This is a genomic window from Belliella alkalica, assembly GCF_022549785.1.
Classification (GTDB): domain Bacteria; phylum Bacteroidota; class Bacteroidia; order Cytophagales; family Cyclobacteriaceae; genus Belliella; species Belliella alkalica.
Genome location: NZ_JAKZGO010000001.1, coordinates 155,977 through 170,033, shown reverse-complemented (window position 1 = coordinate 170,033; position 14,057 = coordinate 155,977). Strand labels below are relative to the sequence as shown.

The 14,057-nt window shown below is 36.2% G+C and carries 6 protein-coding genes; 2 read left to right on the top strand and 4 right to left on the bottom strand.

Features of this window, described 5'->3' with window-relative positions; all coding sequences use genetic code 11:
* Positions 1–9 precede the first annotated feature (9 nt).
* Positions 10–1,419, top strand: a complete 1,410-nt coding sequence (locus MM213_RS00725; protein WP_241409374.1) for a Gfo/Idh/MocA family protein — start codon at positions 10–12, stop codon at positions 1,417–1,419.
* Between the two features lie 163 nt (positions 1,420–1,582).
* A complete protein-coding gene (locus MM213_RS00720; protein WP_241409373.1) occupies positions 1,583–4,834 on the top strand; it encodes a VCBS repeat-containing protein in 3,252 nt (1,083 codons plus the stop codon).
* Positions 4,835–4,884: 50 nt separating this feature from the next.
* Here the strand turns inward: MM213_RS00720 and MM213_RS00715 are convergent, their stop codons facing one another.
* The 4 genes from MM213_RS00715 to MM213_RS00700 all read right to left on the bottom strand — a co-directional run bounded on the left by MM213_RS00715 (position 4,885) and on the right by MM213_RS00700 (position 13,538).
* Positions 4,885–6,639 (bottom strand): DUF3472 domain-containing protein, encoded by a 1,755-nt coding sequence (locus tag MM213_RS00715; protein WP_241409371.1) that lies wholly within the window; start codon positions 6,637–6,639, stop codon positions 4,885–4,887.
* Between the two features lie 215 nt (positions 6,640–6,854).
* Entirely contained in the window at positions 6,855–8,492 is a 1,638-nt protein-coding gene (locus tag MM213_RS00710) for a RagB/SusD family nutrient uptake outer membrane protein (protein WP_241409370.1), read from the bottom strand.
* Between the two features lie 14 nt (positions 8,493–8,506).
* Positions 8,507–11,431, bottom strand: a complete 2,925-nt coding sequence (locus MM213_RS00705) for a SusC/RagA family TonB-linked outer membrane protein (RefSeq protein ID WP_241409369.1) — start codon at positions 11,429–11,431, stop codon at positions 8,507–8,509.
* A 520-nt stretch (positions 11,432–11,951) separates the two neighbouring features.
* Positions 11,952–13,538, bottom strand: coding sequence for a discoidin domain-containing protein (locus MM213_RS00700; protein ID WP_241409367.1), 1,587 nt, complete (start codon positions 13,536–13,538; stop codon positions 11,952–11,954).
* Positions 13,539–14,057 lie beyond the last annotated feature (519 nt).

Below are 14,057 nucleotides of genomic sequence, written 5' to 3'. Positions count from 1 at the left end.
AAAATAACCATGAGCAATAATAGAAGAGACTTCCTCAAATTATCTGGATTGGCCGGATTGGGTTTGATAGGAACAGGTATGAGCAGCTTTAAGTCTGCCGAAGAAATGGAGAGGCTTCCAGAAATGATCAAAAGGAAACGCATCCAACATTTCAACATGAGTGGATTTGCAGCTCCCAAATTGGACAAAGTGAGAGTTGGCTTCATTGGGCTTGGCATGCGAGGCCCAGGTGCTGTCAATAGAATGAGCAAAATAGAAGGAGTAGAGATTGTTGCTATTTGTGACCTAGTACCTGAGAAAGTGGACAAAATTGCCAAGTCATTGGAAAATACTGCCCACAAACCAGAGAAATATTCAGGAAGTGCCTATGCATGGAAAAAGATGGTGGATCGTGATGATTTGGATTTGGTCTATATCGCCACTCCGTGGGATTGGCACACTCCGATGGCTGTCTATGCCATGGAGGCAGGAAAACATGCAGCTGTAGAAGTTCCAGCGGCAAAGACTTTAGAGGAATGTTGGCAACTCGTAGAGACTTCCGAAAAGACCCAGAAGCATTGCATGATGTTGGAAAATTGCTGCTATGATTTCTTTGAACTGATGACCTTAAATATGGCAAGAGATGGATTTTTTGGTGATATTCTCCATGCAGAAGGAGCATACATTCATGATCTATTGGATTTGAATTTTGCCAAAAATGCGTATGAAGATATGTGGAGATTGAAGGAAAATTATAGAGATGGAAACTTGTACGCAACCCATGGCCTAGGCCCGATTGCTCAACTTTTGGATATCAACAGAGGGGACCAAATGGATTACTTGACATCTTTGTCTTCAGCAGATTTCCACATGGCTGACAAAGCGAGAGAACTTGCCGAGAAGGATAATTTTTATGCCTCATTTGTAGAAAAGAAATTTGGTGGAAACATCAACACTACTATTGTAAAGACCAAACATGGCAAATCTATGATGATCCAACATGATGTGACTTCACCTAGGCCATATTCTAGGCTTCATGCATTGAGTGGTACAAAGGCCTTTGCCCAGAAATATCCAATGCAGAAAATATCCAGTGGTCATGGATGGATCAAAGATGATGAAATGAAAGTTTTACAGGAAAAATACACTCCGGAGATTGTGAAGAAAGTAGGGGAGTTGGCCAAAACTATTGGCGGTCATGGAGGAATGGATTTCATGATGGAGTGGAGATTGGTCGATTGCCTAAGGAATGGACTTCCACTGGATCAAGATGTCTATGATGCAGCATCATGGTCGGCCCTTTCACCTTTGAGTGAGTGGTCTGTAGCCCATAGATCCAATTCTATCGATGTACCTGACTTCACCAGTGGTTCATGGAAAACCAATAAGCCTTTGGATATCACGCTCAACGGAGGTGGTACCACAAAAGTAATTGTGTAAATATGATTTATTAATAGGGTTAATTAGTTTAGTTGAAAAAAGGCACCGGGGTATCTCGGTGTTTTTATGTTTATTTAATCAATTGATTTGAATGAAGATAAGAGGGATTTTAGTCTATTTTGTTATTTGTTGTATATCATTTTCATGTGAATTTAAAGAGAAAATGGTTAATGAATACTTGGAAGGAGTATCACCAGAAAAGTCTGGAATTCATTTTCAAAATATTATAAATGAAAATGACAGTTTAAATATTCTTTCATATGAATATTTATATAACGGAGGTGGAGTGGCCTCAGGTGATTTAAATAATGATGGACTTCCTGATTTGATTTTCATAGGAAATTTAAGTGAAAATAAAGTTTACCTTAATCAAGGAAATTTTGAATTTGAGGATATTACTTCTCAGACAGGACTACAAGGAAGAAAAAACTTTGCGACTGGAGTTAGTCTAATTGATATTGATGGAGATGGGAATTTAGATATATATTTATGCTACTCTGGACCTGGTGACGAATACTCCAGGAGAAATGAATTATATATCAACAATGGTGATTTGACATTCACAGAAAAAAGCAAAGAATATGGACTGGATGCAATAGGAACATTTAGTACTATGGCAGCATTTTTTGATTATGATGGTGATGGAGATTTAGACATGTTTTTGTTGAATCACGGGAAAAACTTTTATAACCCATTAAGCCAAACTTCAAAATTGAGGTCATTTAGACATCCATATTATGGAAATCAATTATATAGAAATGATAATGGGAAATTTACCAATATAAGTGAAGAGGCTGGAATCATCGGAAACGGGCTTAACTTCGGCTTAGCTGTTTTGATTTCTGACATAAATAACGATGGTTGGCCTGATATTTTTGTTACCAATGATTATAACGAGCAGGATTTTTTATACATCAATAAAGCTGATGGAACTTTTGAAGAGGTATCAAAGAAAGCTATGACTCATCAATCCAAGTTTTCTATGGGAGGAGACCTTGCAGATTTCAATAATGACGGTTTAATAGACATATTTACTCTAGACATGCTACCTGAAGACAATAAGAGACAGAAACTGCTTAAAGGAGGAGATGAATTTGATTTTTATCAAGCATTGATTGATAGTGGATATCACCATCAGTACATGCGGAATACTCTACAGCTGAATAGAGGTCTAGATCGAAATGGTGATTTGGTATTTCAAGAAATAGGTCAGCTTTCAGGAGTGTCAAATACAGATTGGAGTTGGTCAGGTTTGTTTGTTGATATGGATAATGATGGTTTCAAAGATTTAGTTATTACCAATGGTTTTTTGAGAGATTTTACCAACAAAGACTTTTTGAATTATACTTATTCGGATGCGGCAAAACAAGCTAGATCTAAAGGACAAGAGCCTGATTTGTTGTCATTAGTAAAGCAAATACCTAGTACTAAAATTGGGAATTATCTATTTATTAATAATGGCAATTTGACATTTTCAAATGAATCAAAAAAATTTGGATTTGATACACCAAGAATCTCAAATGGAATGGCTTATGCAGATTTGGATGGAGATGGAAATATGGATTTAGTCATTAATAATATAAATGAAAAAGCTTCGATTTTTCGAAATAAATCCAAAGACAAGACTGGGAATAATTATGTGAAATTTAAACTACTGGGTTTAGGAAAAAATTCTCAAGCAATCGGAACTAAGATAAAAATCACTTTACCTGACCAATCAATACAAATTCAGGAATTGTACCCAGTCAGAGGGTATCAATCTACAACGGATGCAGTGTTGCATTTTGGAATTGGTAAAGCCACAGAGGTAATTAAAGCAGAAGTTGTTTGGCCTGACAGGCAAGTCACAGAAATCAACAATCTTGAAATCAATAAAACCCATTATTTAGATCAGACAAAAGTCCAAAGGGAATTTTGGGATAAAAAAGTTGAGAAAACGCAGGGTGTTAAGATGAAAGATTTGACAGCTTCTTTGGGAGTTTCTTTTGTGCATAATGAAAACAGTTTTGTAGATTTTAAAGTAAATCCCTTATCATTTTTTCAACATTCCAAAGTATCCCCTGCAGTAGCTGTTGGAGATGTAAATGGAGACGGGTTTGATGATTTTTATATTGGTGGATCTACAGGTCAATCAGGTGCACTCTATCTGAGTACAGAAATTGGATCTTTTAACGAAGTGAAGAGAGGTCCATGGATTTTGGATTCAGATTTTAAAGATACTGGAGCTGTCTTTTTTGACGCAAATGGTGATGGTTTACTTGATCTATATGTAAGTAGCGGAGGGACAGAGTTTAGCTTGTATTTTCCATCACTTCAGGATAGGCTATATATTAATAAAGGGAAGGGGGTTTTTGAAAAAGCAGAAAATGCATTACCTGATCTGACTGGAAATAATGGACTAGTACTTGCAAATGATTTTGATGGAGATGGTAAAGTTGATTTATTCATAGGAGGTAGGTCAGTTCCTGATCAGTATGGACTAAGTCCTTGGAGTTTTTTGTTGAAAAATGAAAGTACAATAAATGAAGTGATATTTAAGGATGTTACGCCGAAGGAACTGAGAAATGCAGGTATGATTACAGCTGGGGATTGGTATGATATGGATGGTGATGGTAGCAAGGAGCTTGTCTTGACTGGGGAGTTTATGGGGATTCAAGTTTGGAAGCTTGGAGCTGAACAAACAGAAGAGGTGAGTCTAGACCTTGGATTAAGGTCAGGTAATGGTTTTTGGCAGAGTTTGATGATTACAGATTTGAACCTAGATGGTAAGCCTGATTTGATTTTGGGTAATTTAGGTACTAATAATCAGCTAAAAGCCTCAATTGAAGCCCCAATTAAATTATTCATTGGTGACTTCAATAATTCTGGCAACATACTTTCATTTATGACAAATAATATAAAGGGAGAACTATTTCCAATATATTCTAGAGATGTCCTGATAAGCCAGATTGTTCATTTAAAAAAGAAGTTTGTTAAATATGCGGATTATGCAGAAGCTACAATCCCTGATATTTTCGGTGCTCAACTTGAAAATTCAAATTTTAAAATTTTAGAGAGGTTAGAATCAATAATGCTTATTAGTGATGATAAAGGCTATGAAGAAATAACATTGCCTTTAGAAGCTCAAATGGCTCCTGTAACTGGGATAGTACAATTAAACACTGGCACTCTTGATTTTTTACTTGTTGGAAATTTGTATCCGTTTATGGTTGAATTAGGAGCAATGAATGCCGGTACTGGTGTATTGCTAAGGAAAAAAGATAATCAGATTCTACATTTACCAGAATCAATTGCTAACATTGATATTCGTGGTGATGTAAGAGCTATTAAAAGATTAAAGAGAAAAGATGGAAATGAAATGTTTCTAATTATCCAAAATAATGGTCCTTTAAGAATACTAGGTGTTGAAAAGTAAATTGAGCTTTAAGTACAACCTTAAAGCCCAATTTTTTTTATGGCTATTGATTAATAAACCCCAATTTCGGCAAGAGCACCAAATTGCTGTCCATCATGTGCATTCAAACCTTCAAATTTGAAGTACCTGAAAGTTGTCTTTTCATCGAGATTCTTCACTTGCTGGGACGCATCATTGAGCAATTGGCTATCAACCAACGTTGTCCAGTTTTCATTGTCTTGGCTTACATAGATCTTGAAATCTTTGATTTTCCTCGAGCCATTTCTCTGTGAGATCACAAATCCCTCGACTTCCATACTTTCTGACATGTCTACTGTGAAATGATGTGTATATGATGCCGCATTAGATGACCATCTGCTATGCCAATAAGTGGTCAGATCCCCGTCAATCACATCATTTGCTCTTCCTGTATCTCCTTCACCTGATGTCTCTTCAGAACTGAAATCCACAATTGTCCAATTGGTTTTATCCGCTTCATCAATTTCTTCTGGTGCTGTTACTTCTACTCCAAGTGTCTCCAAGAATTCAAAGTCAATTTGTGGAGTCTGATTATTGGCAGATCTAGAGTGCATGCTGTTTAAGGTTGTGTTTTGGTCAAAGAATCCACAGTTTTGAAGGTAGAATTTCCCGTCATCGGATCCGCCTGCATAATCCATTCTGAAACCAATAGTAGCAATGGCATCACCTGTAAATCTAGCTTCGGTCAACTCTGTCCAGTCTCCATCTGTAGATCTAAACCATTGATTGTCGTAATGTACTTTTCTGCCAAGGTGTCCGTAGTTTTGGTTGAAATTCTCCAAAAACGAATGCGGTCTTTTATACCAAGTATCGGTTTTCGGTCTTTTGAAACTTGAGATGATTTGCCATTCGCCTACCTCTGGTGCATAGAAATAACCTGTATAGATCGTATTTCCATTTCCATCAGGTTCCACAGAATTGATGAATTTATAAGTGTTGCCAGCTACCCAATTGAATCTCAAATAACTCTGACCTCCTGATCCTTCATTGCCAAATTCACCAGTATAAACTTCTTCACCTTTTTTGAGAACAATTATTCTTTCATCCTCAGGAATATCATTTGGATTGTCTGTGACAAAAGGGCTCCAAACTGAAAACAATACCCTTCTTTCCGTTTCGGAATTGACCTGAATCCCAAAATATCCTTCAGCGAATCCATTTGCCATGAAATATGAACCCAAAGGATCTTCACCTTCTGGAATTGTCATTTCATTGTAAAACCATTGGTAATCTTTGCCTTCAGGAACTTGATATCCCAAATGAACAGAAGGGCCACGTCTTCCCCAGTAAAAATTGTTGTCATCATTGTTTTTGACAAATTCAGCATTGATATCACCTGAATGTTCTAAAATAATATCTTTGATTTTAGCGAAATTATCCCCGGTTTTTGAAATACCAATCAATTCAATTTTTTCATATCCTTGCTTAAATTCAAAATCTCCAACTTTGATTTCTCCAGAAGCATTGTCTTCAATGGTTACTTCTTTTTCATTTTCCCCAATTTTGACTTTGATGGTAGCTTGATCAGGTTGGTTTTCGATATTGAGAATCACACCTATAGATTGTGCACCGGTTGTTTTTACAAAAACATTGTAAACAGTATTGTTGTCAGTCCAGTTTGAAATCCCGTTTTGGTTGATAGGTTCAGAAACTGAGCCCGATACTTGATAAGTGTTTCCTCCTAGGGGAATCGTGATTTCATTGTCATAATTATTATCCACAGGTACATTGTCTTCTGGATCTTTGCAAGAAGAAAAAGCAAGGAGAAGCATTAAGAATAATTGCATATTTTTTTGCATGATTATATAATTAATGTTGAGAAAATTATTTTATCACCTTGGTCGGTGTCCTTCATTGCCTTGATCGGTGTCCTCACCGACCAATCAATTTAATTATTCCAAGGGTTTCGATTGTTAAAATCGATTTTTTTGGATATTTCCTCAAATTTTGATTTTTGGGTAAAAAAATGGTCTAGAGATTAATGTCTCTAGACCAATTTGATTTATGATGGATTTTGTGTCAATCCTTCATGTACAAGAAGTTGTGCTTCAGGAATAAATTCTATGATTGCATTGTCATTTGGCTGAATCATAGTTTTAGGATTGTTTCCTACTAAGTGGGTGCCAGGGTATCTTCTGTCCATGGTTCTTCCGTTTCTGAAAACATCCATTTTTCTATGCCCTTCCCATGCCAATTCCAACATTCTTTCTTCCATTACCACATCCATTACAGATTTGCCACCAAGGTTAGCCATGGTATAAAGTCCATTGGCTGGAATACCTGCTCTTGATCTGATTACATTTACCAATTCAAGTGCTTCCGCATTTTGACCCAATTTGGCTGCTGCTTCTGCTTTGTTCAGATACATCTCTGCAAGTCTTGATACTACTGGTGACCATAAGTGTGCTTGATCATCTTGGCCAGAGCATTTTGTGATAAAGTACTTAGGGAAATTGTTTCTAAGATCCAATTGCTTGTCGATCAAGATTCTTTTTCGACCTTCGTCAGTATCTATAAAATAGCTGATTCCACCTCTTTCATTTAAGGATGTTTCCACTGTTTTGGTAGTGCCATTGTGAGTATATTCAAAGCCATCTCCTACAGGAGTCAAAGGTGTCCATCCATAATTGAGGTTATTTCTTACATAAAATCCCCAAGTCACTGCTTCATTTACCACAAATGGGAGGATGAAATTATTTCTTTGATCTTCAGGAAATTCTCTAACAAGCTCCAAATATGGTCTTGACGCATACATTTCACCCCATCCTGCACCTTGGATATTGGCATAAAGTGATCCGATTGTAAACCAGCCGTTTGACTCATAATCAACATCTCTCACAAACTTCACTGCAAAGATGGTTTCGGTGTTGCTTTCAGGTGAAAGTTTTGGGTAATCACCTAAAGTCTGAGTAGGAACTAAAGAAAATCTACCTGAATTCATTACTAAATCAGCGTATTCAATAGCCTTTTGATTGTCTTCTTTATAGAGATATAGTCTTGATAATAATGCCCAAGCTGCTTCTTTTGAAGCAAAAACATTCGATTTGCTCTCTGTAAACAATGCAGCTGCTTTTAGCAAATCTGCTTCTACCTGATCATAAACTTCACCTACAGAAGATCTTGTAGGATGATTCAAAGGTTCTGCATCAAGTTTTAACGGTACACCTGGATTGTTTACTCCTTGATTGTAAGGTCTTCCAAAGATGTTTACCATCGTAAAGTGCATCAATGCTCTGATATAGTAGTTTTCAGCTAAAATTTGATCGTTGCTTTCTGAGCTTCCCTCTACCACATTGCCGATTACCTGATTGGCTGATACTGCTATTTGATAAGAACTTCTCCAGAATCCAGCAGCTCTACTTCCATTCGGGATTCTTTGGTAATTATAAGTAAAGAATAAAGGATCAGAAGTAGTACCACTCAAAGCGACATTATCTCCAGGGTATTCGAAAAGCCTGTGCCAGTTTTCTGTCCAAGCTTTCATTCTGCTGTAAGTACCTAAGGTCACATTCATGGCACTCGTTTCTGATTGAGCAAGATCATCAGAAGTGATGGAATCATAAGGGGATTTGTCTATATCACAAGACGTTATAGCAAAGATTCCAAGGGAAATTATAAATATATAGCTTAATTTTTTCATGATTTTTTTTTGATTTAGAAGTTCAAGTTCAAACCAACACTAACTCTTCTTGGAAGTGGATATTGAGATCCAGTATCTCCATATATTGCAGCCTCAGGATCAAGACCTGAGAAGTTTGTAAAAGTGAAAAGGTTGTCACCAGAAACAAACACTTCCAATCCTGTAAGTTTTAATTTTTCGACAACACTTATTGGAAGCCTATATCCAGCAGTGATGTTTCTGATCCTCAAGAAACTCACGTCTTCGATAAATCTTGAAGAAGGTCTATGTGCTTCATTGTTTCCACCAAAAATTGGCTGTGGGTGCGTAGCATTTGGGTTTTCAGGAGACCATCTTGACCAGCCTGGCTGCAGCTGCATATAATTATAAGTTGGGTAAGCTCCATCACTATCAAAAGTCTCTCTTGCACTATGATAGACCATAGCTCCTTGAGTAAATGCCATGTTTGCATTTAGATAGAATCCCTTATAGTCAAATGATGAGGTCAAGCCACCAAAGAAGTTTGGAGTAGAAGTACCTACTTTTTGTAAGGTTGCGTTGTTGTAGTTTCCTACTTGGGTCACTTCTCCTGTAGTAGGATCAACTCTTTCCCATAGTGGTGTTCCATCTTCTGGATTTACTCCAACCCATTTTCTCATAAACCAAGTATCGATATCTTCGCCTACTTCAATTATTCTGTTACCTGATATTTGTCTTCTGTTTTCGAACAATTCGGTAATTTCATTTCTGTTCATACCAAAATTGAAATCTAATCTCCAGTTAGCACCATTACTCTTAATGATGTCAGCCCCTAAAGTTAACTCTAAGCCTTTATTTAGAACACTTCCGATATTATCGAAGTAGCCATCAAAACCAGAGATGTTTGGAAGTGGAACAAAGTGTAGTAAATCAGTGGTGTTTTTGATATAGTATTCAGCTGCGAAATCAATTCTATTGAATAAACCTAATTCTATCCCAAAATTAGAAGCAGCAGTTTTTTCCCAAGTCAAATCAGGATTTCCTAGCGCAGAAGCTACTGCTGCTGGCATCCCATTGTATTGCGCATTAAGAGAAAAAAGCTCAAATTGTGGATATAAGCTGTCAGGTGTATTTCCTACTTGCCCATATGCTGCTTTAGCTCTTAGATAGTTGATAGAAGAAACATTGAAGAATGCTTCATTGTGAATATTCCATGCACCACTTAGAGAGAAGAAGTTACCATACTTATTGTTTGAACCAAATCTTGAAGCACCATCGCGTCTGAAGGATGCTTGAGCACTATACCTGTTTTCGTAAGAGTAGTTTGCATTCAAAAGGTAAGATTGAAATGCATAGTCATTTTTAGTTCCTCCAATAGCTTGTGGTTCTGATGCATTGCTAATTACCTGAGCACCTGCTGCAATCCCTCTCCCTGTAGCAGATACATTGTTAAATATGTAATCATTGAATTCATATCCAGCCAGAACATTCACAAAATGCTTGTCAAATGTTCTTGTATAAGATAGCATCTGATTGGTGAATCGTGTGATTCTTTTATTCATTCCAACAGACATTCTACCATTGTCTGCTAAGCCTGAATTAGACCTTGGATCCGTATAGCTGAATGACTCTGAATTGAAATATGTAAGGTTATTGGTTGAAATAAAGGAAAGATATTCATTGATATCATACTGAAAATCCAAATTACTTAGGATATTGAAAGTAGCTGAATTTCCAAAATTCCACTGTAGGTCATATAAGTAATTTCTATTGTCTCTTCCTCTCCAATTGGCACCCGGAGCTAGCGTATTGATTGGTGCACCGACTTCATTGAAAGGTTGATCCCAAGGAAGGTTTCTGTACATGTCGTAAATGCTGTGTCTTGCATTGTCATTTGTAGTATAAGTCGCTGCTAGTTTGGGCTTGAAAGTTAATTTTTCATTTACGTCATAATCATAATTTATCCTTGCAGAAAGTCTTTCATAAGTATCACCTTTGACTGTACCAGTTTCATTGAAGTAGTTAAATGCAGTGAAAAGTCTTGCTTTATCTGTGGTACCGGAGTAAGAAAGGTTATAATCTCTTACCTGACCTGTTTCTGTACCAATGTCAAGCCAATCGGTATTTCTTTCTCTCAATGAATCATCAAACCATCCTGGAATAGCATTAGTGTTTGGGAATTGATTCCATAGATCTGCAAGTTGGTTAGAGTCCATTACTTGGAAATCTCTTCTATTAAAATGACTAACACCTGTTTTTACGTTGAGTGAAATACTGCTTGTGCCTGCTTTTGCTCCTTTTGTAGTAACTACAATAACTCCATTCGCTCCTCTGGAGCCATAAAGTGCTGCAGCTGCGGCATCTTTCAATACAGAGATGGATTCTACATCATTAGGGTTCAATATAGGTGTGTCATGCCAAATTACTCCATCGACAACCCATATTGGGCTTACTGAAGATCTAATGGAACTTCTACCTCTAATACGGATCACTGGGTTTGCACCTGGTGCACCAGTATTTGCTACCACATCTACACCTGCTACTTTTCCTTGAAGCATGTTACCAATGTTTGGAGATGTGATATCCGTAAGTTTCTCAGCACTTACTGTTGCGATAGAACCTGTAAGGTTTTCTCTTTTCTGAGTTCCATAACCTGTTACGATTACTTCCTGTAAATCTTTCGTATCAGAAGAAAGTGAAACTGTAAGAGAAGATTGTCCAGTATATCGTACTTCTTGGGTACTATATCCAATAAATGAAAAAACCAAAGTGTTTCCACTTTCGGCTTCTATGGTAAATTTTCCATCGATATCAGTTACTGTCCCTACAGAACTACCTTTTACTAATACGTTTACACCAGGAAGTGATTCTGATGATTGGGCGTCAAATACTTGCCCTGTGACTTGCATGGACTGTGCTTTTGCTTCCCAACTAAGTAGAAGTAGCAAAAGAACCATGATGCTAGATAAATTTTTCTTCATAATTAAATAAGGTTTTGATAAAACGAGTGATCTTTCTCTTTTCGTCTGATTTATAAGGAAATGGAAAGAATTTCCTAAATCTAAATAATGTTTTTAAAATTCAAAAATAAAATAGTAAGAATTTGAAAGTTTTTAAAACAAATAATTAGAAAAGGAAATATTGTAGTGGTTTTTGGTTCAAATTTGAAATTTACTACTTCATAATAATTTTTCACCTAGAGTATATTGAGATTATCCTGAAAATGGTAACACTTTTAGTTTAGTATGATCAAAATTTTAGAGTAGAGCTTCTGTAATTTTTTAAACTAAATAGACCAACATTTAAAGGCTCACTTATTAAATGTAAAATGCTTAGAAATGTGAACGTTAGAGAATTTTGATAAGCTTTTCCTTTTTTGGTAAATGCTTCAATAATATAAAAGCATCAAAAATTCAAGCTTCTGATGGCTTTCAGTTTTATTGATTTTATCTAGTTATTCCATTTTTCTAATGATATATCTGAGAACAATTTCAATATCAACTAAAAGAACCCTATTTCAGCCAAAGCTGCGAATTGGTGGCCATCATGGGAATTAATTGCTTCAAACTTGAAGTATCTGAAGCTTGACTCTGAGGCCAAATCAAAATATACTCTTCCTGATAAGTTGGGTATTTCTCCTTCCTTCAAAAGTGTCCAATCGGAATTGTTGTTACTAACAAAAAGTTTATAAGCTTTTATTTTCCTTTGTCCATTTCTTTGGGTTATGCTGAGACCTTTGGCTGTTTTTACTTCAGACATATCTACAGTAAAATGATGTGGATAGCTAGCGGCATTTCCAGTCCATTGACTATGCCAGTAGGTTTCAGAATCACCATCAATTACATCAGCTGCTCGACCTGTCTGTCCTTCGCCAGAAGTTTCTTCAGAGCTAAAATCGACTATGCTCCAAGCGCTTTTGTCTAGTTCATCACGATCTCCAAAATCTACTGAGGGAACATCATTTTCAAAAGAATAAGCATAGTTTGTTGCAGTATTGGCCCCATTGGTGTGGTGTCTGACGATTGAAAAGTCATAGAGCGTATTCCCTTTTTGCCAAAATTCTTCAATTGGCATTGCGACAGAAAAGCTTGTACCATCAGGCTTTTCAACCCATTTCACAGCTTGATAGCCTCCAGCATCTGATTCGGGTCTATTAGAAAAAGTCAAGTCTGATACAGGAACATCGGATTCAAATGTACCTGAAATTTTAATTGAACCATTTTCAAAATTTGCTTGAATAGAGGAAATACTTGAGCTTACTGGACCATAAAAGTTGCCTTGTGATTCAGCAAAAACTTGACAATTGTTAAGATATGCTGCAGATGAATGGGTTAGGCAAGTAGGGGAGTTGCCGTAAGTATAATTCCCAGATCCCATTAGAGAGGTGCCGAGATTTGGGTCAGAGGCTTCGGATACTTTTTCTTTACAATGGGGTAAATTCAATCCATGGCCCATTTCATGAAGCAATCCACCGATCCATTTGGTGGCTTCAGAACCCGCTACCCCATCTTTTCCCAAATCATCAATACTCATACCAGGATAATCAAGTGCATAAGCATATCTTCCTATTCCATAAAAAGGGACATCTGCTGGATTAGCACCACCCGTGACTGCTTGGTTAACTGCCGAAATAACTAAGAAATGTTCGCTTGATTTTTCAGATGGGTTTTCGGAGAAATATGCATCAATCTCTTTTCTCATTTCATTTCCTCCTCCTTCATATGGGTAAGCTGAAGCAGGTTTTGTACCATTGATTACATGTATTTTAACTCTCTTTTTTGAATCATCCTTAAGCAAACCAAAAGTCTTGTTTCCGTAACCCCAATGTTTCATGTATTTCAAAAAAAACGCTTGGCCATCCAACATTATTTCTGATAATCGTTGATGATAGTTTTCATTAGGAACTTTGTCTGCTGGTACAAAGTAAATGACATTTAAGTTGTAAGGTTTTTCAGAAATGTATTCGAATGTTTCTTCGTCTTCATCTTCACCGATAATTGGTTTTTCTTCTATTTGTTCACAGGAAAAAAATGAAATCAAAAAAAGCAATGACATTAATCGAATGAATTTAAGGTATAGTGTTTTCATTTTGGGTTTTAATTTTAGAAGTGCTGGATTGATAAATGATAGGCATATTGAAATAAAAAAACCGGCTGGTTACATTCCCAACCGGCTTTCCAATTCAATAACCCAATAATCAAAATATGAGGTCGCAAACATTTTGCTTACAAAACAAACATAACGTAAATATTTTATTTTTAAAAATAATAAAATGAAAATAAATAAAATCAAATTACATAGAAGATGAAAATTTATATTTTATTGATGTCTGTATTAAAAATATTTGCTTTGCATTTTATTAAAAAATATGATGTTATCTGCAATGCTTGCAGAAAGTAAATTTTTAAATGAAATCATGCGGATAAACATCGATGGTTGACTGTCAACTATAGAAAGCCTGATGTCTTCAAGATGTGTAACTATTATAATGTGAATACTGGTGTAAAAGGGGATACACATAAAATAATACACTCAAAACCTTACGTATTTTTTCAGTTTGAAAGAAAAATGTATATATTTCAAAATGCTTACGTAAAAATTAATTTT

What these genes read in the sequence shown, in the direction of transcription:
- MM213_RS00725 (WP_241409374.1), top strand. Translation starts at nt 10, where the DNA reads ATGAGCAATAATAGAAGAGACTTCCTCAAATTATCTGGATTGGCCGGA.
- MM213_RS00720 (WP_241409373.1), top strand. Translation starts at nt 1,583, where the DNA reads ATGGTTAATGAATACTTGGAAGGAGTATCACCAGAAAAGTCTGGAATT.
- MM213_RS00715 (WP_241409371.1), bottom strand. Translation starts at nt 6,639, where the DNA reads ATGCAATTATTCTTAATGCTTCTCCTTGCTTTTTCTTCTTGCAAAGAT.
- MM213_RS00710 (WP_241409370.1), bottom strand. Translation starts at nt 8,492, where the DNA reads ATGAAAAAATTAAGCTATATATTTATAATTTCCCTTGGAATCTTTGCT.
- MM213_RS00705 (WP_241409369.1), bottom strand. Translation starts at nt 11,431, where the DNA reads ATGAAGAAAAATTTATCTAGCATCATGGTTCTTTTGCTACTTCTACTT.
- MM213_RS00700 (WP_241409367.1), bottom strand. Translation starts at nt 13,538, where the DNA reads ATGAAAACACTATACCTTAAATTCATTCGATTAATGTCATTGCTTTTT.